This is a genomic window from Pigmentiphaga litoralis (assembly GCF_013408655.1).
GTDB classification, from domain to species: Bacteria; Pseudomonadota; Gammaproteobacteria; order Burkholderiales; family Burkholderiaceae_B; genus Pigmentiphaga; species Pigmentiphaga litoralis_A.
Map to the genome: position 1 here is coordinate 2958050 of NZ_JACCBP010000001.1, position 22108 is coordinate 2980157.

The following is a 22108-nucleotide window of genomic DNA, read 5'->3' on the forward strand; positions in this document are numbered from 1 at the left end:
GTTGCCGGCTTCGTTGTCCCTTTTGTCTTTTCCTATTCTTACTGCCTGCGAGGACCTTCCATGGCCGTCAACCTGAACATTCCCGCCCAGGACACGATCCTGCCTGTCGATGGTATCGAGATCGGCGTGACCGAAGCCGGGGTCCGCAAGGCCAACCGCCGCGACCTGACCGTGTTCCGGTTCGCGGAAGGCACGTCGGTGGCCGGTGTGTTCACGCGCAACCGCTTCTGCGCCGCGCCCGTGCTGGTCTGCCAGGATCATCTGGGCAAGGGCACGGCCATCCGCGCCATGGTCATCAATACGGGTAACGCCAACGCCGGCACCGGCGAGTCTGGCCTGGCCGCGGCACGCGCGACCTGCGATGCGCTGGCGGGCTTGCTGGGCGTGGCTTCCGATCAGATCCTGCCATTTTCGACCGGCGTGATCCTGGAACCGCTGCCAGTGGATCGCATCGTTGCGGGCCTGCCTGCGGCAATCAAGGCGCTGGGGCCTAACAACTGGTTCGACGCCGCGCACGGCATCATGACTACCGACACGCTGCCCAAGATCGTGTCGCGCAAGGTATCGATTGGCGGCAAGACCGTCACGTTGACCGGCATCAGCAAAGGCGCGGGCATGATCCGCCCGAACATGGCGACCATGCTCGGCTTTCTGGGCACCGATGCCGGTATCGACCAGAGCTTGCTGACGCAAGTGGCGCGCGACGTGGCCGATGTGTCGTTCAACCGGATCACGGTCGACGGCGACACGTCCACCAATGACTCGTTCATCATTGCGGCCACGGGCAAATCAGGCGTCATGGTGACGTCGGCGGAAGAGCCTCAGTACGCTGAGCTTCGCGATGCACTGAAGGCGGTGGCGACCGAACTGGCGCAGCTGATAGTGCGCGATGCCGAAGGCGCCACCAAGTTCATGACCATCAAGGTCGAAGGCGCAGGCACGCAAGACGAAGCCCTGAAAGTGGCCTATGCCGTGGCGCACTCGCCGCTGGTCAAGACCGCCTTCTATGCATCGGACCCCAACCTGGGCCGCATCCTGGCGGCAATTGGTTATGCCGGCATCGACGATCTGGACGTGAGCGGCGTCAACCTGTGGCTGGATGACGTGCATGTGGCCGTGAATGGCGGCCGCAATCCCGACTATCAGGAAGCCGATGGCCAGCGCGTGATGAAGCAGGCCGAGATCCTGGTGCGCATCGGCCTGGGCCGCGGCAACGTGACCGAGACCGTGTACACCTGCGACTTTTCGCACGAATACGTCACGATCAACGCCGACTACCGCTCATAACAACAAGAGGTCACCCGTGGCAAAGTCCAAGCCTGTCGCACTGCCTACGCTCGACGCCGTCGATCTGGGCGCCTTCCTGGCGCGCGCCGACCGCGTGCTCGCGCAACTGGAAGCCTTCCTGCCCCCTGCCGCGCCGGCGACCGAGTGGGAGTCGCATGCCTTCCGCTGGCGTCGTCGCGGTTCGCGCGGCTGGCTGGAACCCGTGCGCCACATTGCGCGCATCGGCATGGATGACTTGCAGCACATCGATCGGCAAAAGCAGATCATCGACCGCAATACGGCGCAGTTCCTGGCGAACCGCCCGGCCAACAATGTGCTGATGACGGGCGCGCGTGGCACGGGCAAAAGCTCGTTGGTCAAGGCCATGCTTGCTCAGTACGCTGACGAAGGCCTGCGCCTGATCGAGGTCGACAAGTCCGACCTGTGCGACCTGCAGGAGATCGTTGAAGCGGTGGCCCAGCGTCCGGAACGGTTCATCGTGTTCTGCGACGATCTGTCGTTCGAAGAAGGCGAGGCAGACTACAAGGCCCTGAAGTCGGTGCTGGACGGATCGATTGCCGCGGCCACGAACAACGTGCTGATCTACGCGACGTCGAACCGCCGGCACCTGATGCCTGAATACATGAACGAGAACCTGTCGGCCAAGCACCAGACCGACGGCGAGATTCATCCGGGCGAAACGGTCGAAGAAAAGATTTCGTTGTCGGAACGGTTCGGTCTGTGGCTGTCGTTCTACCCGTTCAAGCAGGACGACTACCTGGACATCGTCGCGCACTGGCTGGAAGAGCTGGGCTGCGATGCCGACTCGATCGCGGCCGCGCGCATGGAAGCGTTGCAGTGGACGCTGGAGCGCGGCTCGCGATCGGGCCGCGTGGCGTGGCAGTTCGCGAAGGACTGGGCCGCGCGGCACGGCGGCGCGGGCGTGACGGCATTGCCGGTGCGCGGCGAGGCGTCTGTGGATGACAAGGCCTCGCGCAAGGCCGCCAAGAAGGCGGCCAAGGACCTGGGCAGCACGCCGCCGGAAAAGCGGCCCATGATTGCGGACTATGGCGCCGCGTCGGACGAAAGCGATCTATGACGGCATCGGAAACAACCGCGGCGGGAACTCCCGTCAAGCTGCTTGACGTTGCGGTGGGCGTCGTCATCCGCCCCGACGGCAGCCTGCTGCTGGGCCAGCGGCCTGACGGCAAGCCCTATGCGGGCTGGTGGGAGTTGCCCGGTGGCAAACTCGAGCCCGGCGAAACCGTGCTTGAAGCCCTAGCCCGCGAACTGAAAGAAGAAGTGGATATCGACGTGACGGCGTCGACCCCGTGGGTCACGCACATCCACGCGTACAGCCACGCCACGGTGCGGCTGTTCTTCTGCCGCGTCACGGCGTGGACGGGCGAGCCGCGCGGACTGGAATCGCAGGCGCTGCAGTGGGTTGGGTCGCGGTTGGCGACCGAAGATGAGATCTCTGCGGCGCGTGTGGCCCTGTCGGACCGCCTAGCCGCGCTGGAAGCCCGCAGGGCAGCCGGCGAGACCCCGGGCGAACTGGACATCGCGCAAGCCCGTGCCCAGGCACCTGAAGACGCCTTGGGTCTGGCCCTGACGCCTGCCGTCGGCCCGCTGCTGCCGGCCGCCCTGCCACCCTTGCGCTGGCTGCAGGTGCCGACGCGCTATGCCATCACCCAGATTGGCGGTCCCGACGCCCTGCCCGCGTATCTGGAGCGCCTGGACGCGGCGCTGGCGTCGGGCCTGAAGCTTGTGCAACTGCGCGAGCCTGCCTGGGTCGACGGCGTCGATGCCGACAGCCTGTTTGACGCCTTGCAGCAGATCCTGGCGCGCACGCGGTTCGCCGGCGCGCGCCTGTTGGTCAACAGCGTGCACCCCGCGGCGTGGTGGTCTTTTTCTGACGGAGTGCACTTTCGTGCCACAGATGCCGCGCAGGCTTTGCATGCGGCAAATGTGGCAGAAAACGGCGATTCTGCAAATCGGGATACTGCCCCGACCTCCCTGCCCGCCGGGAAATGGCGTGCGGTGTCTGCACATAACGCGGCGGATCTGGCGTGCGCTCGGGCGCTGGATGCGGAGTTTGCGGTGCTGGGCCCCGTGTTGGACACGGCGTCCCATCCCGGCGCGAAACCACTGGGTTGGGATGGCTTTGCCGATCTGGTGCAGGCTGCCGGGCTGCCGGTATTTGCGTTGGGCGGGCAGTCCGAGGCGACGGAGGAACTGGCGCGTGAGCACGGCGCGCATGGCATTGCGGGGATACGCGGGCTGCTCGATCTCAGCGAAACCTGAGCGGCGACACGGCTTCCATATCGATCTCGGGTTCTTGCCCCAACGCCAGGGCTGTGATGGCATCCCCTGTCAGCGCAGCCAGCGTCAACCCGAGGTGTCCGTGGCCGCAGGCCAGCAGCACGTTCGGTGCTCCGGGTGCGCGGCCGATCACCGGCCGGCTGTCGGGCACCGAAGGCCGGGGGCCGACCCAGCGACTGATGGGCTCGGCATCCAGCCCCTTTGCCCAGCCATCCAGACCCGTCAACACCGGCACCGCGCGGTCGTGATCGGGCTTCGCGTCGGGCACATCGAACTCGGCCATGCTGGCCAGCCGGATGCCCTTTTCCATCGGCGTGACGGCCACCTTCCGTTCGACCAGCAATAGCGGCATGCGCAGCGCGCTGCTGTCGCGCGGCAGCATCACGTGATAGCCGCGCTCGGACACCAGCGGAATATGCACGCCCAGTTGTTTGGCGAAGGCCTGCGACCACGCGCCTGCCGCCAGCACCACCAGGTCGGCATCGATCCGGCCGTCCTGGGTCTGGATGCCTTTTGCGTCCAGGCCTGTTGCCGTGGCCTTCACGATCCGGCCACCGGCTTGTTCGATACGCGCGGCCAGGGCCAGCGACAGGCTGAGCGTGTCCGTCACGTAGCCCATGCTGGGGACGTGCATCGCGCCGCCGATTCCCGCTGACAAGGTGGGTTCGATGGCTCGGGCTGCGTCCGCATCGAGCCGTTCCGATGCCACGCCCAGGTCGCGACGAAAGGCGTAGGACCCCTGAGCGGCGTCCAGCGCCGCCCGGCTCCGGAAGACGTGCAACGCACCCGACTGCTTGACCAGATGGCGCGCGCGGATGTCGTCCAGCACGGGCAGCCAGCTGTCCCAGGCCTTGCCGATCATTGCGGCCATCGCCAGCGATCCGGCTTTCATGGTGGCCGGGTTGCCGTTGTTGATGAAGCGCAGGAACCATGGCAAATGTTTGGCCACATAGCCGGGGCGCGCGACCAGCGGGCCGGTCGGATCACGAAGCAGGTTGATCGTCTGGCGCAGGATGCCAGGCGTGGCCTGCGGGATGACCGACGCAGTGGCGATGTGGGACGCATTGCCGAAGCTTGCGCCTTCGCCCGGGCCGCCGCGATCGACCACCGTGACCTGGAAACCGGCGCGTTGCAGCGCGCGGGCGCAGGCCAGGCCGACCAGGCCAGCGCCAAGGACGGCGACGGTGCCGCGGCCAGGCGGGGTGTCTTTACTGCTCATTGTTGGGCGCGCTCAATGTCGATATCTGCTCATTGCTCGCGGTCAGCGCCGTCCACAGCACGGCACCCGCCGTCGCCGTGGCCTTGCGCAGCACTGACTCGTCGACCAGGTCCCGCGTGTCGGCCGGTGTCAGCAACAGACGCAGCGCGCTGTCCGGCTCGTTGAAGCCTGCAATCAATCGCATGGCAGGAATGCCGACCGCCGCGAAGTTGGCATGATCGCTGTTCGACATCAGCGGCAAGTGCTGCCCGATCGGATGGCTTGCGCCCCGGGCTGCCGTATCAATCAGCGGCGCCAGACCGGCGAACCCGGAAATGAGCGCAGTCAAATTGGGCGAGCCGGCCAGCGAGTCCAGATTGACGTTGAGCTTGATGCGATCGCGCACTTCCGACGACAGCTTGGCCAACCATTCGCGAGAACCGTTCAGCGCCCATTCTTCGGCGCTGAAAATGCAGACCGTCAGACCGCGCTGCAGGCCGGCCACGTGCGGCGCGATCTGACGTGCGAGCGCCAGCGCTGCGGCCACACCGGTGCCGTTGTCGATCGCGCTTTCTGCCAGCGGGTGGCCATCGATATGCGCCGACAGCACCACACGATCCGGCCCTGCGCCCGGCAGGTCCAGCACCAGCACATCCGTCTGCGCGCCGGTCAGGTCTTCGGCATCGATACGCACGTGCACGCGTGCGCCGGGCTGCTTGAGCACCGTCGCCGATTCGGCCGACAGCCCCATCGCAGGAATCCCTGGCGCGCCACCGCGGCCTGACGAGCCCGACACTGGCCCGACGTTGGCTTCGGGATGCGCGACAAAAAACGCGGCGGCGCCTGCCGCTTGCGCGGCCGCCAGCTTGACGCGGCGATGCACGGTGGACGTCGAGAAAGGATATTCATGCGCGACCAGCACGGCCTTGCCGCGCACCGCATCACCTGCCGCCTGAATCTGTTCCGGCGTGCCGCGACCGAGGTCGAGGACATCGAGCGTCAAGCCGTCGGCCGGCGTGGAAGCGGTGCCAAGCAGCGGCGTCGCGACCAGCGGTTGCGACGCCGTAGACGCTTCGTGTTCGTTGACCGCGCGGACCTCGGCGACATGGCAGACCCAACCCGCGTACGGCGTGGGATCTCGCCGTGTCACGGCGCCGGGCAGGATGGCATCGAGCCGCGAGGCGCACCAGGCCTGCGCGGCCGCTTCGCTGGGCGTGCCGGCCAGCCGGCCACCGGTATCGCACAACGCGTTGAAGTCGGCCCACAGGGCGGGATCGTTCTGAACGGCGCGCAGGTAGTCGGCCAGAGGCAGTGACATGGAGGAAACAGTAGGCATGGACGTCGTTCAGCCGATGTGGGCTTTCAGGAAGTCCAGGGTGCGCTGCTCAGCCAGCGCTGCCGATTCCGGGTGATACAGCGATCGCTGATCGCAATTGAAGCCATGCCCGGTCGGGTAGATAAAAGTCTGCGACGAGGCGGGCGCAATGTCGCGCACGCGTTCGATGTCGGCCAGGGCAATCAGGTGATCCTTCTCGCCCCAATGCAGCATCATCGGAATGCAGGGGCGATCGTCCATGACGGTAGTGATCGCGTTGCCGTAGTAGGACACGGCGCAGGTGATGCTGGCGCTGCTATCGGCACCCCCGCTGCCATTGCCGCCCGTGCTGCGCGACGCCGCCACCCAGGCCGCCGTGCCGCCCCAGCAGTAGCCGACAATGCCGACCTTGCCGGCATGGCCCACGGCCTGTGCTGCGGCTTCGATGTCGAGCACGGCCTGATCCCAGTCCAGCTCGCGCATCAACGCCTGGCCTTTCTTGACGTCGTCGTCGCCATAGCCCAGGTCCAGATCGCGCTCCACGCGGTCGAACATGTTCGGGGCGATGGCGAGGTAACCATGCCGGGCGTAGCGGTCCGTCACGCTGCGGATGTGGCTGTTGACGCCAAAGATCTCGGGCAGGATCACGAGGGCCGCGCGCGGCGTGCCCTCGGGTTCCGCCACGTAGGCCTTCAGTTCGAAACCGTCGGCGGCTGTCAGGTTGAGGGTGCGGGTCATGTGTCTTCTCCTGGGTCTGTCTATGTCTGAATGTCTGAACGTCCGTACATCGGGATTCAGTCGACCTTGATCTTGGCCTGCTGCACGACGGTGCGCCACTGCGTCAGATCATTCTTCATCACTGCCGCGAATTCCGTGGTCGGCTTGAGCGACGGCGTGATGCCCAGTGCCGCAAAGCGTTCACGCATTTCTGGCAAGGCCATCACGTTTTTCAATGCGAGATTGATGCGATCGACAACGGCTTTGTCCAGCCCGGCTGGTCCGATGATGCCCCACCAGTTCAGTGCATACACGCCCTTGATGCCGAGTTGATCGAAGGTCGGGATCTCCGGGAATTCCTTGCTGGGTGTGGCCGATGCAATGGCGAGCGCGCGCAGGCGTTCGCTCTTGACAAGAGGCATGCCCGACGCGGTGCTGGTGAAAGTGGCGTCGACCTGGCCCGCCATGGTCTCGTTGATGGCCAGCCCGGATCCGCGATACGGCACGCTGACGATGGACGTGGCGGTCTTCAGTTGCAGCAGTTCGGCGGCCAGATGGCCCAGCGACCCGGGACCGGCATTGGCGATATTGACGCCGCGATCCTTGCCGCGTGCCAGGAATTCGTCTACGGTGCGGCTGCCGGCAAAGGGCACGAACAGCACCAGCGGGGCCGATCCGATCTGGCTGACCGGGGTGAAGTCTTTCTCGGTGTCGTAGCCGGGCGATGCGGTCCGCACGGCAGCGTTCAACAACAGCGCGACGTCACCCAGCATCAGGGTGTAGCCGTCTGCCGGGCTGCGGGCCAGTTGGGTGGCAGCGATGGCGGTGTTGGCGCCGGCGCGGTTGATCACGACGATGGACTGGCCCATTTCCTTTTGCAGGAAGGGCGCCATGGCGCGGACGATGATGTCCGACGCGCCGCCCGGGGCGTAAGGCACCACGAGTTCGATCGGACGTGACGGGTAGGTCTCGGCAGCAGCCGTGACTGGCGTCATCAAGACGGGCGTCATCAACGCGCAGGCAAACAGGCTGGCAGACAGCTTCCGGAGGATCGAGCAGACCATGATCGGTGCCACACAAGGGAGTCGAGGAAGCCGCTACCTTAAGTTTGCTGTCCGGACAGGGTCAAACGAAAAGCCGACGACTCTTATTCCAGATCGGAATGCAACCTGCCCAGGCCACCGCGACGACGGTGATCTAACGGTCCAGATAGGACTGCAGGCGCATCTGAGTCAGTTGCGCCTCGGACAACATCCAGTCGAGCAGGCGATCACGGGCCGAGTTTCTGCCGGCCCCGGCAGGCACCACGCCGTAGTAGGCGTACCGTGCACGCACGCAATCATTGAGCGGACGCACCAGTTGCCCGCTTTGCAACTGGTCGAGCACCATGAACAGTGGACAGATGGCAAGCCCGCAACCCGCGATAACCGCCGGAATGAGCACGGAAAAGCCCTCGAACAGAAGCTCCGGCCCATCATGCTGCCAGTCGGGTGCGGCGACCGCGCTCCATTCGCGCCAGTCGTATCCGCGCTGGGCGCGCTGCAGCAGGGGCAGGCCATCCAGATCGCGCGGCGACTCGATACGGCGGCCGGCGAGCAGTCCCGGGCTGGCCACCAGGGCCATCTCGCGACCCAGCAGGTAGGTGGCGCGCGCGTCGGGCCACCGCCCTCCCCCGACCCGGATTTCCATATCAAAGCGTTCGGTCACCGGCGAAAAGTCGGGCAGGCGTGGCCGCAAGCTCAGCTTGGTGGTCGGGGCATTGGCCAGGAAGCGCGGCAAGCGGGCCACCAGCCAATGCGCAGCAAAGGCCGGAGAGGCCGACAGCTCGACGGACGATCCGGCCGCTTTTTCGCCGGCCACTTCCTGTGCGATCGCCTTGCCTTCATCCAGCATTGCCAGCGCATCGGCGGCATGCGACAGGTAGGCGCTGCCCGCGGGGGTCAGCAGCAGCGCGCGGCGCGACCGCTGGAACAGGCGAAATCCCAACTGGTGTTCAAGCACCTGGACCTGTTTGCTGACCGCGCTTTGCGTGATGCACAAGGTTTCGGCAGCCCGCGTGAAGCTTTGCAGCCGGGCCACTTCCATGAACGCGCGAAGGGTGGAAAACGAGGCAGTCATGGATACGGGCAGCGTGGGTGGCAGAAGCAGACAGGGCTCCCATTCTACGGTCGGCAATCCTGCAGAAGCGACGTGAACGCGCTTTCTGCTGCCGTGCATCCATAACATCCTGTTATCCAGACAGCCGATAATTTGATTTTTCAGCCGGCGTCGGGTCCACCAGAATGGATGCATCAGTGCAGCTTTCCGGAGGACACATGCCCGACATCATTGGCGACACCGTAGATCGATTGATCACGGTCGAGATGCGCAACCGCGCAATGAACCACGGCATCATCCGCCAGATCTACGACGAAGCCCGCCGCGAAGGCGGTGGCCGCCCGATCACGGCACGGGCTGCGCAAGCGCTGGCCGACCGCGTCAAGCCTGGCGATACCGTGCTGATCGTGACCGGCGCGGGGTATGCGCCCGAAGCGCCCAATGGCGAAAGCGACGGGCCGCCGGGCGCGGCTGCGCTGGCCCGCGCCTTGTTCTGGGGGCTGCGCGCCGTCCCGGTCTTTGTGACCGAGCCGTGCCATGCGCCGCCGGTCGTGGCGAGCAGCCAGGCGGCCGGCATCATGGTCCGGGACTATCCGCTGGCCAAATCGCGCCGCATGGGCGCTGCGCTGATGACCTCGCCCACCGAGCAGCATGCCGTTGCGGAATGGGCTGCTGGCATCTTCGAGACCTGCCGACCCGCGGCCATTATTGCGATCGAGCGCCTGGGCCCGAACGTGGACGGCATCCTGCATTATTCGACCGGGGTGCGCCCTGAAGGCTGCGTGGACCTGTCGCCCTTGTTCGACGAAGCCCGCAAGCACGATGTGCTGTCGATCGGGATAGGTGACAACGGCAACGAAATCGGCTTTGGCCGCATCCACGGCTTCATGCAGGACTTCCATCCGTATTGCCGCCGCTGCCAGTACGACGGCGGCAAGGGGGTGCCGACGATCGTTGCGACTGACATCTTTCTGCCGGCGTCGATTTCCAACTGGGGCGCCTATGGCATCTGCGCCATGCTGGCCTTTCTGTGCAAGCAGCAAAACCTGGTGCAGACGCCCGAACTCGAACGCAAGATCGTGACTGCCTGCCTCGACGCGGGCGGTTGGGAAATGCGGTACTGCACTTCCCGCTTCATTGTCGATGGCACCGAAGGCGAAAGCTCGATGGCCATCGTTCAACTTCTTCGGGACATGGTCCGCGTGAACATCGCTCCGCCCGACCGCGGGCTGTCCCACGGCGATATCGACCGTTAACTTCATCGAGTCCACCATGACGTCTTTCTTCAAACGCCTTGTTGCGGCCGCCGTGTGCGGTATCGCGTTTTCTGCCTTGCCGCTGACCGGCGCCCAGGCGGCCACGCCCGACACGCCGTCCCTGGCCGGCAAGCCCGTGCGCATCGTGGTGCCGTACGCCGCAGGCGGCCTGGCCGACATCACGGCGCGCCTGCTGTCCGACCACCTGAGCACCCGTCTGGGTACGACAGTCATGGTCGAAAACCGGCCCGGCGCCAATGGATCGATCGGCACGGCGCTCGTTGCAAAGGCCGCACCCGACGGGCACACGCTGGCATTGGTCGTCAGTTCCCACGTGTTCGGCAAATCCTTGATGCCCGATCTGCCCTTTGATCCCATCAAGGATTTCACGCCAGTCACTTTGGCGACGCGGACTGCGATGGTGCTGGTCGCGACGCCCGACCTGCCTGTCAAGAACGTGCCCGAGCTGATCAGCTACGTGAAGGCGCGGCCCAACCAGCTGGCCTTTGCGTCGGCCGGCAATGGGAGCAATGTCCATATATTCGGACAATCGTTCGCGGACCTGGCCGCGCTGCAGATGGCGCACGTGCCCTATAAAGGCAGCGCCGCCGCGCATGTCGACCTGATGGCCGGCCGCACGCAGATCGTGTTCGATACGCTGGGCGCCGTGCAGCCGCACATTGCCGCGGGCAAGATGAAACTGCTGGCTGCGGGCGCGGACCGCCTGCCGCTCTACCCCGACCTGCCCACCGTGGCCGAAGCCGGCTTTCCGGGATTTCGTGCCGAGTCGTGGGGCGCCGTGATCGCCCCGGCCAACACGCCGCCGGACATCGTGAAGCTGCTCAATCGCGAGATCGTTGCTGTTCTCAACCTTCCGCCCGTACGCAAGCGTCTGGAAGATGCCGGCGCGCAGATCGTGGGCAGCTCGCCCGCTGAGTTGCAGACCCTGCTGGTGTCGGAAGAAAAGAAATACGGCGACCTGATCCGCACCATGGGCATCAAGCTCGACTGACCGCACCCAAGACTGCACAAGGAGACAAGACATGAAAGCGGTTGCCCTGTACAGCCACTACGGCTGGAAGGCGAAGATCGGCCTGATCGTTCCGTCGACGAACATCGTGAACGAGCCCGAGTTCTGGCAGATGGCGCCCGACGGCGTCGCCATTTTTACCGCGCGCGCCATGCTGCTGGGCGCTGCGAGCGAAGAATCGTATTACCGGATGGCCGCCGCAGTCGACGGGGCGGCCGAACAGTTGGCCACGGCGGAAGTCGACATCGTTGCCTACGGCTGCACGTCCGGATCGTTCGTGTGTCCCATGGACGAGATTGTGGACGGCATGGCCAAGCGCACCGGAACGCCGGCCATTGCGGCAGCGGGCGCGGTGGTCGCTGCCCTGCGCGCCCTGGGCGCCAAACGCGTCGCGCTAGGCACGCCGTATGTTGATTTCGTCAACCAACGCGAAGTCGCCTTCCTGCAGGAATATGGGTTCGACGTCACGGCCATGCAGGGTCTGCTGCTGGGCGAGACCCAGGAGGAACGCCGCGCCATCGGCCGAGTGCCGCCCGAAGCGATCTATCGACTCGCCCGCGCCATCGACCGTCCCGACGCCGACGTGATCTTCCTGTCGTGCACCAACCTGGCATCGCTCGACATGATTGCCGAGATCGAACAGGAACTGGGCAAACCGGTTGTCACCAGCAACCAGGCATGCTTCTGGGCATGCCTGCGCAGGCTGGGGCTGAAAATGCCAGTGTCCGGCTATGGCACCTTGCTGGAGACCTGCCTGGATCCCATCACCGACGCCGACTTTGCCCTGACGACGCCCGCGCGCTGACGCGGCCGCACCTTGCCCACCGGCGCGGATAACGGTAAGGTGCGGGCCGATCCTTCCTCGCGGAACCCGCCGGTGGTCAGACCCCTCAATTTTCGCCAGCTCGAGGCTTTTCGCGCCGTCATGCTGACCGGCAGCATCACCGGCGCCGGCCATTCGCTGTCGATCTCGCAGCCCGCCGTGTCGCGACTGATCCGCGACCTGGAAGCGGAATTGAAGCTGTCGCTGTTCCATCGCCAGGGCACGCATATCGTCCCAAGCGAAGAAGCGCGTGAGCTGTACCGCGAAGTCGAACGGCACTTTTCCGGCGCCGAACGGATCCGCGATGCGGCCCGGTCATTGCGGCTGTCCAAGGCGGGCTACCTGCACATCGGCACCATGCCGAACCTGTCGATGGTCTGCATTCCGAAAGCCGTCTCGGCAATGCTGAGCCAGTATCCCGACCTGGTGATCTCGGTGCACCCCGACAGCTCGGTCAACCTGAACCAGATGCTGCTGCATGGCCAGCTCGACGTCGCCTACGCAGTGCCGCCGGGCGATCCGCGCGGGCTGGTGCACGTCCCTTTCCCGCCAACCCAGGCGGTGTGTGTGATGCCGCTGGGGCACCGCCTTGAGCGCAAGCGATCCGTGGCGGTGGGCGACCTGCACGACGAGGATTTCATAGCCCTTGGGTCGAACAGCATGCAGCGCATGCAGATCAACGCGGCCATGCTGAAGGCCGGCGTGCGGCCGAACATTCGGCTGGAGACCGTGCACTCGTCGTCCGTCGTGAGCTATGTGAGCCAGGGCGTGGGGGTGGCGGTGATCGACCCGATCGCGGTGATGGGGCCGGGCGCCGAGCAGGTCGCGATCCGGCCATTCAGCCCGAAAATTTCGATGCCGTTTGCGGCGGTGTACCGCGACATGCCTGCGCCGTCGCGCTTTGCCGCGGCGTTTACCGACATTTTGCGGGCCGTGGTGGCCGAAGAGCTGCACGTGATCGACAGCCTGGTCCGGCCAAAACGCTAAGCGGGGTGTTCCGATCAGTTCAGCAGCGATTTAGGCGGCGGGCTCAGCTTGTCGCCGCTGTCCCCCGTCAGGCCGTCCGTTTCCAGCGGCGCGCCTGGGATCGCGAACTTTTCATCGGCCCAGGCGCCCAGGTCGATTTGCTTGCAGCGTTCGGAACAGAAGGGGCGGTACGGATTGTCGGTGCTCCACTCCGCCATTTTGGAGCAGGTGGGGCATTTCACTTTTTTAACCATGATGCGCTGTCGTGTGCGGTCCCTAGATGCTGTTGCACAGGGCCAGTTGGAAAGGAACGTCTTGCTGCACGTGCTGCGGCTTCATGTCGCCGCCCTGGATCGAAAAGCGGATCGACACCATGTATTTGTTGGCGCTGATCTCGGGAAATATCCCGTCGCCCTCTTCCACGTATACGCGCAGCAACTGGAAAGCCTTGCCGCCCAGCATCTGCCGATAGGCGCCTTCTTCGGCCACCAGGGGCTGAGGCTGGCTGGATTCCCGCAGCATTTTTAACACGATCGTCAGGCCTTCTCGCAGCGGCAAGAACGGCTCGACCCATTGGGCCAGGTCGTTGACGCGCTGCTGGGCAGGCTTGTGCCGCCACGCGTGATAGGCCGGCAGGTCGAACTCGCATACGCCGCCCGGAATGGCAAGGCGGCTGCGAATGCTGGTCAGCCAGTCGTTCTGGCGGATGGGATCGCCCGTCTTGCCCTGATGGTTGAGCGCCGCGGCGGCCTCTTCGATGCTGGACAGCAGCGCGCCGAGGGCTTCGTGATCGACGCCGGGATGCTCGCGCAGGCCGTGCAGGGACTGCCGGTAACGTTCAAGATCTTGCAACAAATCCGACTTCAGATCGGCGCGGGCCGAGACGTCAAGGATCTCGAACAGGGTCGTCACTGCGACATGATGACCGCGCGCGTCGGGCTGACGCACGAAGAAGAACATGGAATCGAACAGTTTTTCCAGACGCAGAAGCGTGCGGACACGTTCGTTGAAGGGGTATTCGTATAGAACCACTAGACCGCCCCGGATCGCAATGAGATGAATATACCCGTCCCTGAAAGGGGATCGAGGATGATGCCGTGGCCGCCGGGCGCGCGCTAGTTCGGTGCTTCCGCGATCGAGCGCGGTGCGTGCGCCATGGTCAGCCAGCGTTGATGCTGGGCCAGCGTGCGCTGTACGAGCTGCTCGGGGTCCGTCGCGCCATCGTTGAGGATGACGTCGTCGGCAACGGCCAGCCGCGCCGCGCGCGTCGCCTGCGCTGCCATGATGCGATCGATTAGCGCAGGGTCGAGACCGCTGCGCGCCTGGACCCGACGCACTTGGGTGGCCTCGTCGCAATCCACGACGCAGATCCGGTCGACCCGGTGACGCCAACGGCCGTTTTCCACCAGCAGCGGCACAACAAAGACCTGATACAGGCCCTGCACGCGGTCGGCTTCGGCGTTCACACTGTGACCGATCATCGGGTGCAATAGCGTTTCGAGTTGTGTCTTCGCGGATGGGTTAGTGAATACTAACTCTCGCATTTTGGCCCGGTCGAGCGCGCCACTGGCGTCGATCATGGCATCGCCGAAGGCCTGCCGGAGCGGTTCGATCGCGGCGCCGCCAGGGGCGGTCAGCTGATGGGCGATCAGATCGGTGTCGATGATGGCGGCACCGTGCTCTGCCAGCAGGTCGGCCACCCGCGTCTTGCCCGAGCCGATGCCGCCGGTCAGGCCGATCTTCAGGGGCGTGGGGGTGGAAGCGGGAGACGTCATGCGCGCGGCTTTCGGCTTGAAGGTTCAGCCCTCTTTGTAGGGGCAAGCGGCGCGTGGCGTCAAACGGGGCTTTGGAATGGCTGCCTTGCGGGTTACGCGGACAAGGGGCCTGGTCGGGCCTGGTGGGGGCTGGCGGCAAGCTTGCTGCCAAGTCGGTCCCGTCACCAGCCCATGAGTCCGCGCCACGCCCCGTTGGACAGCAGCACCGCCACCCCTGCCACCGCCAGATACGGCCCGAACGGCAACGCCTGCCCCCGCGCCGCCCGGCCCGACAGGATCATCCCGCCGCCGATGAGCACGCCGGCGATGGACGACGCCAGGATCACCACCGGCAACGCCTGCCACCCCATCCAGGCGCCGATCGCCGCCAGCAACTTGAAGTCGCCGTAGCCCATCCCTTCCTTGCCGGTGAGCAGCTTGAACGCCCAGTACACCAGCCATAAGGCCAGATAGCCAGCCATGGCGCCGACGACCGCTTCGGAAATCGGCACGAAGAGCGCGAACAGGTTCACCAGCAGCCCGCCCCATAACAAGGGCAGCGTGATGTCGTCGGGAAGGAAGGACGTGTCTGCATCGATAAAGGCCAGCGCCACGCACGCCGCGCAGAAAGCCATCCCCGCCAGCGCCGCCCCGGTCACGCCGAGCATCGCCACGCAGGCGGCGAACAACGCGGCCGTCAGCAGTTCGACCACCGGATAGCGCCACGAGATCGCCGTGCCGCAGTTGGAGCACTTGCCTCGAAGCAGCAGCCAACTCACGACGGGGATATTGCGATACCAGGCGATGGGCTGCTTGCAGGTGGGGCAGTGGGATGGCGGATTCGACAGATTGAAGCGAATCGGCTCGGCGTGCACCTCGCCACTGAGTGCGGCTTCGATTGCAGCGCGATCCTGTCCTTCGCCGCTGCTGGCAATCAACTCCCGGCATTGCGCTTCCCACTCCCGCTGCATCATCACCGGCAACCGGGCGATCACGACATTGAGGAAGCTGCCGATGATCAAGCCAAGCACAGCCGCCAAGGCCAAGGCGACGCCGGGGGACGCGGACAGCAATTGCAGGAATTCCATGGACTCATCGACAAGACGCCGGCAACCGGCACAGCGAGAGAGTAACCGCGCAGGCGTCCGCCGAGGGGACGATCAGGACAGAAGTGTCCTGGGTCGAAGCGTGATTAGCACTATGGTTCGCCGCGAATCGCCGTGGGCTTGGCGTACGCCCGCTTACGGCGTCGCCAGCTTCATCAACACGATTCCGGCCACGATCAAACCGGCCGCCGCCAACCGCGTGGCACTGACATGCTCGCCAAGCACCATGATGCCCACCAGGAACGCCCCCACCGCACCGATCCCCGTCCAGATCATGTACGCCGTGCCAAGCGGCAACGAACGCATGGCGAACGACAGCAAGCCGAAGCTGGCGATCATGGTGACCAGGGTAATAAGCGAGGGGTAGAGACGGGTGAAGCCGTCGGACTGCTTCATGGAAAAGGCCCAGACGACCTCGAGCAGACCTGCAATCACCAGATAAATCCAGGGCATGACGACCCTCCTGAAAGGGCCGGGCCGTCCCGGACTTGATGACCCACGAGAGTGGGGAGGACGTGGCCTCTGGATGAATCTCAATTATAACAATGGGGGTGACGACGGCAAGCCTACGGCGCGGTGACGCCGTGGGCATAATTTTAAGCAGCCGAAGCGATCAATTCCACGGATTGATGACCTCCAGCCCTGCTGCGAGAAATGGCCCCTCGTCGCGGCTTGCTACCGCATACCCCTTGGCGAAAGCCATTGCCGCGATGTAGCCGTCGGCAGTAGGCAATGTTTTACCAACCGCTCGGGCAGCTACGCTGACCTTGGCGTACTGGCTGGCAGCCTTGAGATCGAAGCTAAGTACTCGGCCAACATACAGCCGCATCAACGCTTCAAAGATTGCAGTCAGCTCCCGCTTGCGTTTGCCCTCTGGCAAGATGCCGACCCCGAATTTGATCTCGGCAACAGAGACGCAAGTGAGATACAGCGTACTGGGCGCCTGCCTCTGCATCCAGGCTTTGACGCGGGCGTCAGGATTCGGCTTCATCACCTCGGACGCGACGTTGGTGTCAATGACGATAGATACTGGTCCGCCTGTTCCGCGCGAATCATTGCCCGCACGTTGTCGAGTACCTCGAAGTCCTCGTTGGTCAGGCCCGCCGCACGCGACATTTCCGACATGCATGTCCATGGGAGGGCGACCGGCTCTGTTTCGTGGATGTTCCTGAGCGTCGGCAAGGCTTTGTCGGCGCCGACCGTGCGCTCCAATATGGCTCGTACTTCCGCGTCGATACTTCGTCCGTGGGCCAAAGCGCGCGTCCGCAACGCGCGGTACAGCGGATCTGGCAGATTCCTGATTTTCAGCAACGGCATTGTCGTTCTCCAGAATGCGTTCCGGTTGGTTCGAATACCCAGGCATTGCAGCGTTCCATGGAGCTGTTTCGGTCTGGGTATCCTCTCACCGCCACCGCCAATGATGCGGCCCGCCGCCCCCCTTTCTCCATCCGTAGAAGCCACAGCGCGCCCGGGGATGTAATACTTCTCCCATCGGAAGCCTGCGGAACGGCGCAGAAGGAACAAGACAGTGGCAGAACACGTAGACGTAGTCGTAATTGGTGCCGGCGTTGTCGGCTTGGCAGTCGCTCGGGCGTTGGCATTGTCCGGCCGGGAAGTCCTCGTCCTGGAATCGGAACGCGGCATTGGCACGGGGGTCAGCGCGCGCAATAGCGAAGTGATCCACGGCGGGCTGTATTACCCGCCCGGATCCCTCAAGGCCAGATTCTGCGTGGAAGGCAACCGCATGCTCTATGCCTACTGCGCCGAGCGCGGCATCGGCCACGAACGGTGCGGCAAGCTGGTCGTGGCGGCGCATACGGACCAGATCCCGAAGCTGGAACAGCTGCAGCGCACCGGCACGACCAATGGCATGACCGATCTGCGGATGCTGACGGGCGAGGAAGCCATGGCGATGGAGCCGGAGCTGACCTGCGCGGCGGCGCTGCACAGCCCCAGTTCGGGCATTGTCGATACGCATGCATTGATGTTGTCGCTGCAGGGCGATGCCGAGAATGCGGGTGCGATGGTCGTGTTTGGCAGCCCGGTGGTGGGCGGCAAGGTGACGGACGACGGCATTCTGCTGGAGACGGGCGGCGACGAACCGATGAGCTTGGTGGCCAGGCTGGTCGTCAACAGCGCAAGCCTGCACGCGCAGGCGCTGGCGAAAGCCATCGATGGGTTCCCGCCGGAACTCATTCCGCCGTCGCACTATGCCAAGGGCAATTACTTTTCGATTTCGGGCCGGGCGCCGTTTTCGCGGCTGATCTATCCGGTGCCGGAAGCGGCCGGGTTGGGCGTGCACCTGACGATCGACATGGGGTATCAGGCCCGCTTCGGCCCGGACGTGGAGTGGGTGGACACGCTGGACTACGAAGTGGATCCGCAGCGTGCTGACAGCTTCTATGCGGCGATCCGGACGTATTGGCCGGCGCTGAAGGACGGCGCCTTGCAGCCGGCGTATTCCGGGATTCGCCCGAAGATCCAGGCGCCGGGCGAACCGGCGGTGGATTTCATGATCACGGGTCCGGCGGAACATGGTGTGCCGGGGATCATTCACCTGTTCGGGATCGAGTCGCCGGGGTTGACGTCGTGCATGGCGATTGCCGACCACGTTGCCGGGATGGCCCGGGACAACACAAGGTAGACTTCGTCTATGCATGCGCCGGAGCACCTAATGCCTCACCCCACCCCTTCTTCGTCTTTCCTTTCACGCCTGCCACTGGCGCTTGGCGCCCTCGCCGTGGCGGCCACGTTGGCCGGTTGCGCCATTACCCTGCCTGACAGCAAGATTCCCCAGACCGCGGAAGCCCAGGCTGCCGTGCCGCCCCCACCGGGTGATGTGCTGGCCACCGCGCAGCGTATGAGCCAGTCGAATCCGATTCGCGAGGCTCAAACCTATCGCGGCGTGATCCCTTGCGCGGATTGCACGGGTCAGCGCGTGACCTTGACGCTGCTGCCGGACTGGACGTGGCGCATGCGCCGCACGTACTTCGGCACGCGCGATGGCAAGGACCAGACGTTTATCAGCACCGGACGATGGGAGCGGTCGCTCGACAATCTGCGCCAGATCCGCGTGATGGGCGATCGCAACGATACGGCAACGTACGAAGTGACCCAGAACAGCGCGTTGAAGCTGGTCGATCAGGATGGCGAGCCGGCCCGGTCGGCGCTGAACTATTCGCTGACGCAGCAGTTTGATTCGGACCTGATTACCGAGCCGTTCGCCATGCGCGGGCGCGTGACATCCACCGAAGGCAAGACGACGATCGCGTTGTGCGGCACGGGCAAGACCTATCCGGTGGCATCGACCGGTCAGGGACAGGCCTTGGCGGATGCGTACAGCAAGCTGCGTGTGGCGCCGGGTACGTCGGTGCTGATGTGGGTGGATGGCCGTATCGTGTCGACCGGTCAGCCGCCGGTCGAGCAGGTGGAAGTGCAGAACCTGTCGCGCGGGACGCTCAATAGCCCTTGCGAGAATTGAGCTTCACGAGCCGACATAACGTCCCGGCTTGTGATTGAAGGTCAGGATCAGGTTGAGCACGACTGCACTCAGCACCGACCAGCCGACCTTGACCGGATCCAATGTGAGCAAGGCCAGCAGCACGATCACACAATCGATCGACATCTGCGTCTTGCCAACTGACCAGCCATACCGATCCTGCAGATACAAGGCCAGGATGCCGACGCCGCCCAGGCTGGCCTTGTGGCGGAACAGGATCAGGAAACCCGTGCCGAGCAAGGCGCCTGCGATGACGCTGGCGTAGGCGGGGTGCACCGCTTCCAGGGTCAGGAAGTGCGGGCGCAGATCTGTCAGCACCGACAGCAGCGCGACGGCGATGAAGGTCTTGATCGTAAAGCGCCATCCCATGCGCCGTAACGCCAACCAATAGAACGGCAGGTTCAGGACGAAGAAGGCTTGGCCGAACGTGAAGCCGGTCAGGTAGGTGACCAGGAAGGCCAGTCCCGAAATGCCGCCGGTGAGCAGACCCGCGCTGACGTAGAAGGTGACGCCCAGCGAGATGAGCAGGGTACCGACGACCAGGGCCACCGCGTCTTCAAAGGTGCGGTGGCGGTGGAGGTCGGCGGCTTTGGTCGACGAGGGGGAGTCAGAAGTGGGGGGCACGAGGATGGATCGACGAGTCAGGGGGTGATGGAGCGGTTCGTAGGATAAAGCAAGAATCGTACGGACCCGCGGTAGTGCACCTCTGGCTTCGCCCCCCACCTCGTTGCCGTGAGCAACTATCTACTCACGCATCAATGCGGATCTGCATGCCCGTTGACGTGTAGATCGGCGTGACACGATAGCCGTTTACCGTCACGGTAGAGAAGGTACCGGTCAGGCTTCCCGCCGTGATCAACGTCAGTGTGCTGCCGATCGCGGGGCGGTAGCCGTTCGCGAACGTGACGGTCAACGTGCCACCCAGGGTCGCCAGCTTGGCCACCGACAGGCGGCTGCTGGTGGCCGAACCCAGGCGCAGTTGCAGGCCGCCTGCAGCCAGTTGCGTGTAATTGCCGGCCATCGCAACGGCTGCTGTCGTGTCGGCCACCACCGCGCCGCCGGACACATACACATCACCCTTGCCAAAGGCCGTGACCGATCCGGCTTCCAGCGTGCCCGCCTTGACCTCGGTGCCGCCGCTGTAGGTGTTGGCGCCGCTCAAGCGCAGCGCGCCGGAGCCAAGCTTGGTCAGCTTGCCCGCGCCAGCAATGTCGTTGCGCCAGTTGTCGCGCGCGTGGAAGCCGCCCAGGGTGGCGTCCATGGTCACGCTGACGTCGCCGTTGAAGGCGCCGTACGCACCGCCCGCGGCGAAGATGTTCAGGCGACCCCATCCTTCGGCATCGTCCATGACCGGGTAGCCCGACGGCAAGGCGGTGGTCTTGAGCACGACGCGGCGCTGGTCGGCGGTCAGGTACGGCAGACGCGTTTCCAGCAGGATTTCAGCGCCCTTGGGCACCACCGCGGGCTTGGTCTTGTCGCCGATCTGCGCGAAGTTGTAGGTGTGACGGCGCAGGTTATTGGCCTTGTTGACCGAGTAGTCGGCAAAGCGGTCCGTGGCCGGTGTGCCTGCGTGGGCGGCGGCGTACAGGTCGGTCAACGTCGTCGTGTTGGTCGCGGCCATCATGGCAGTGCGGGCCTGGGCGACGGCAGCCTGACGCGTGGCTGGCGGAATCGCCGCCAGGTTGGCAGCAACGGCAGCGATGGCCTGGATGCGGCCACCGATCACGTCCAGCGGCGAATGCATGCCGGCCAGGATGCGGCTTTCGCCCATCTCGACACCGCGCGCGGCAAGTTCTTCGAAGCGTTCCGGCAGGACATAGGCCATTGCCAGCGTATTGCGACCGGCCTCGGCTGTGTGGCCACTTGGGAAGCCGCCATCGGTGCCCGGGGTCGCGCTCTTGGCGGGGACCAGTGACGGCAGCACCACGACGTTCGTGCTCCAGCGATAAGGACGTGCGTACTTGTAGAACCGCTTGGCCGGCTCGGTCGACGCACTGGCACCCATGTTGCCGATCAAGTCCACCACCAGACCGAACGTCGGGTTGGCCGTGCCCCCCACGCCCCGGTTGTTGCCTTCGTCTTCGTACTTCACGGTCGTGGCATCGGCAGGCACGCCGTTGACGGTGGTGACCTGCTGCGCGGCCTTGCGCCATGCGTCTGCCAGCGGTCCCAACGCGTCCGTGACGCTATAGGCCTTGCCGCGGCGGTCGTCCAGATAGGCCAGGGTGGCCTGGTCAGCCGTGCGCGCCTTGGTCATATCCACGACGGTCTGGATGTTGGCGTCGTGCACGGATTTGTTGAGCACCGTGCCATCGGTCGCGTCACCAGGAATGCCGGTCCACGTCGACGGCGTCACGGCCGGGAAGTTGCCGTTGGCCGGGGCGGACTGGCCGGCATCCACCAGCAGCGTCGACGGCTTCCACACGTCGAGCATGCCGCCCAGCACCCGCACACCGGCATTGGTCTGCAGCGTCGCATAACGCGCGTCGCCGCGTTCGTTGGTGGCGATGGTGTCGATGAACGGGATGACGGTGGCGGCGTCGGGCACGGGAGCGGTGTCGACCGATCCCAGGCCGGCAGGCGCGGATGGGGTTTGCGGGGCAACGGCCACCGGCGCGGTGTCGTCATCGCCCCCGCAAGCGGCGAGCGACGAAACGAGTACAAGCGCGGTCACGGCATACGTGCCGGCGCGAACGGGCATCCAGGTCATGTAAAAGAACTCCACCACGGCGTGAGCCGGGGCTGTGCATTGAAAGAAG

General features: G+C 64.9%; 22 protein-coding genes and 1 pseudogene. 9 read left to right on the forward strand and 14 right to left on the reverse strand.

Annotated elements, in window-relative coordinates; all coding sequences use genetic code 11:
- Positions 1 to 60 precede the first annotated feature (60 nt).
- From argJ to HD883_RS27470, 3 genes and pseudogenes are all read left to right on the forward strand, one after another.
- Positions 61 to 1287 (forward strand): bifunctional glutamate N-acetyltransferase/amino-acid acetyltransferase ArgJ, encoded by a 1227-nt coding sequence (gene argJ, locus HD883_RS13320; protein ID WP_179584683.1) that lies wholly within the window; start codon positions 61 to 63, stop codon positions 1285 to 1287.
- Between the two features lie 64 nt (positions 1288 to 1351).
- Positions 1352 to 2197: pseudogene (locus HD883_RS13325) on the forward strand (ATP-binding protein); the annotation flags it as partial.
- 164 nt (positions 2198 to 2361) lie between these two features.
- Positions 2362 to 3570, forward strand: a complete 1209-nt coding sequence (locus HD883_RS27470) for a thiamine phosphate synthase (protein WP_257022169.1) — start codon at positions 2362 to 2364, stop codon at positions 3568 to 3570.
- On the opposite strand, the gene HD883_RS13335 is transcribed toward HD883_RS27470, so the two are convergent.
- The 5 genes from HD883_RS13335 to HD883_RS13355 all read right to left on the reverse strand — a co-directional run bounded on the left by HD883_RS13335 (position 3557) and on the right by HD883_RS13355 (position 8936).
- Positions 3557 to 4807: an NAD(P)/FAD-dependent oxidoreductase gene (locus HD883_RS13335; RefSeq protein ID WP_179584681.1), complete on the reverse strand. Its 1251-nt coding sequence runs from the start codon at positions 4805 to 4807 to the stop codon at positions 3557 to 3559. The two genes, HD883_RS27470 and HD883_RS13335, sit on opposite strands and share 14 nt — an antisense overlap.
- A complete protein-coding gene (locus HD883_RS13340; protein ID WP_179584679.1) occupies positions 4797 to 6104 on the reverse strand; it encodes a M28 family metallopeptidase in 1308 nt (435 codons plus the stop codon). Before HD883_RS13340 ends, HD883_RS13335 begins: the two co-directional genes overlap by 11 nt.
- Before the next feature lie 27 nt (positions 6105 to 6131).
- Positions 6132 to 6839: a dienelactone hydrolase family protein gene (locus HD883_RS13345; RefSeq protein ID WP_179584677.1), complete on the reverse strand. Its 708-nt coding sequence runs from the start codon at positions 6837 to 6839 to the stop codon at positions 6132 to 6134.
- Positions 6840 to 6895: 56 nt separating this feature from the next.
- Positions 6896 to 7882 (reverse strand): Bug family tripartite tricarboxylate transporter substrate binding protein, encoded by a 987-nt coding sequence (locus HD883_RS13350; protein ID WP_179584675.1) that lies wholly within the window; start codon positions 7880 to 7882, stop codon positions 6896 to 6898.
- 133 nt (positions 7883 to 8015) lie between these two features.
- On the reverse strand, positions 8016 to 8936 hold the full coding sequence (locus HD883_RS13355) for a LysR substrate-binding domain-containing protein (protein WP_179584673.1): 921 nt from the start codon (positions 8934 to 8936) through the stop codon (positions 8016 to 8018).
- Positions 8937 to 9133: 197 nt separating this feature from the next.
- Here HD883_RS13355 and HD883_RS13360 point away from each other — a divergent pair, with 197 nt between their 5' ends.
- From HD883_RS13360 to HD883_RS13375, 4 genes are all read left to right on the forward strand, one after another.
- Positions 9134 to 10171, forward strand: a complete 1038-nt coding sequence (locus HD883_RS13360; RefSeq protein ID WP_179584671.1) for a glutamate cyclase domain-containing protein — start codon at positions 9134 to 9136, stop codon at positions 10169 to 10171.
- A gap of 16 nt (positions 10172 to 10187) precedes the next feature.
- The gene (locus tag HD883_RS13365; protein ID WP_179584669.1) at positions 10188 to 11183 is read left to right on the forward strand and encodes a Bug family tripartite tricarboxylate transporter substrate binding protein; all 996 of its coding nucleotides are present in this window, start codon (positions 10188 to 10190) and stop codon (positions 11181 to 11183) included.
- Positions 11184 to 11214: 31 nt separating this feature from the next.
- Positions 11215 to 12006 carry a maleate cis-trans isomerase family protein gene (locus HD883_RS13370; protein ID WP_179584667.1) on the forward strand — a complete coding sequence of 264 codons (792 nt, stop codon included), beginning with the start codon at positions 11215 to 11217 and terminating at the stop codon, positions 12004 to 12006.
- Between the two features lie 72 nt (positions 12007 to 12078).
- Positions 12079 to 13011, forward strand: coding sequence for a LysR family transcriptional regulator (locus HD883_RS13375; protein ID WP_179584665.1), 933 nt, complete (start codon positions 12079 to 12081; stop codon positions 13009 to 13011).
- A gap of 14 nt (positions 13012 to 13025) precedes the next feature.
- Here the strand turns inward: HD883_RS13375 and HD883_RS13380 are convergent, their stop codons facing one another.
- From HD883_RS13380 to HD883_RS13410, 7 genes are all read right to left on the reverse strand, one after another.
- The gene (locus tag HD883_RS13380; RefSeq protein ID WP_179584663.1) at positions 13026 to 13244 is read right to left on the reverse strand and encodes a DNA gyrase inhibitor YacG; all 219 of its coding nucleotides are present in this window, start codon (positions 13242 to 13244) and stop codon (positions 13026 to 13028) included.
- 22 nt (positions 13245 to 13266) lie between these two features.
- Positions 13267 to 14022: a cell division protein ZapD gene (zapD, locus tag HD883_RS13385; protein WP_179584661.1), complete on the reverse strand. Its 756-nt coding sequence runs from the start codon at positions 14020 to 14022 to the stop codon at positions 13267 to 13269.
- A gap of 83 nt (positions 14023 to 14105) precedes the next feature.
- Entirely contained in the window at positions 14106 to 14765 is a 660-nt protein-coding gene (gene coaE, locus HD883_RS13390) for a dephospho-CoA kinase (protein WP_179584659.1), read from the reverse strand.
- A 161-nt stretch (positions 14766 to 14926) separates the two neighbouring features.
- A complete protein-coding gene (locus tag HD883_RS13395) occupies positions 14927 to 15832 on the reverse strand; it encodes a prepilin peptidase (RefSeq protein WP_179584657.1) in 906 nt (301 codons plus the stop codon).
- Positions 15833 to 15985: 153 nt separating this feature from the next.
- A complete protein-coding gene (gene sugE, locus HD883_RS13400) occupies positions 15986 to 16303 on the reverse strand; it encodes a quaternary ammonium compound efflux SMR transporter SugE (RefSeq protein WP_179584655.1) in 318 nt (105 codons plus the stop codon).
- 160 nt (positions 16304 to 16463) lie between these two features.
- Positions 16464 to 16841 (reverse strand): type II toxin-antitoxin system VapC family toxin, encoded by a 378-nt coding sequence (locus tag HD883_RS13405; RefSeq protein WP_179582096.1) that lies wholly within the window; start codon positions 16839 to 16841, stop codon positions 16464 to 16466.
- Positions 16841 to 17167, reverse strand: a complete 327-nt coding sequence (locus HD883_RS13410) for a FitA-like ribbon-helix-helix domain-containing protein (protein WP_179584653.1) — start codon at positions 17165 to 17167, stop codon at positions 16841 to 16843. Before HD883_RS13410 ends, HD883_RS13405 begins: the two co-directional genes overlap by 1 nt.
- 211 nt (positions 17168 to 17378) lie before the next feature.
- Between HD883_RS13410 and HD883_RS13415 the strand changes: the two genes are divergently transcribed.
- Together HD883_RS13415 and HD883_RS13420 are read left to right on the forward strand one after the other, a co-directional pair.
- Complete coding sequence (locus tag HD883_RS13415; RefSeq protein ID WP_179584651.1) at positions 17379 to 18494, forward strand: NAD(P)/FAD-dependent oxidoreductase; 1116 nt, start codon at positions 17379 to 17381, stop codon at positions 18492 to 18494.
- Positions 18495 to 18524: 30 nt separating this feature from the next.
- The gene (locus HD883_RS13420; RefSeq protein WP_179584649.1) at positions 18525 to 19331 is read left to right on the forward strand and encodes a copper resistance protein NlpE N-terminal domain-containing protein; all 807 of its coding nucleotides are present in this window, start codon (positions 18525 to 18527) and stop codon (positions 19329 to 19331) included.
- A 3-nt stretch (positions 19332 to 19334) separates the two neighbouring features.
- Here the strand turns inward: HD883_RS13420 and HD883_RS13425 are convergent, their stop codons facing one another.
- Positions 19335 to 19973 (reverse strand): YitT family protein, encoded by a 639-nt coding sequence (locus HD883_RS13425; protein WP_179584647.1) that lies wholly within the window; start codon positions 19971 to 19973, stop codon positions 19335 to 19337.
- Between the two features lie 124 nt (positions 19974 to 20097).
- Positions 20098 to 22059: a phosphatase PAP2 family protein gene (locus HD883_RS13430; RefSeq protein WP_257022171.1), complete on the reverse strand. Its 1962-nt coding sequence runs from the start codon at positions 22057 to 22059 to the stop codon at positions 20098 to 20100.
- Between the last annotated feature and the right edge of the window lie 49 nt (positions 22060 to 22108).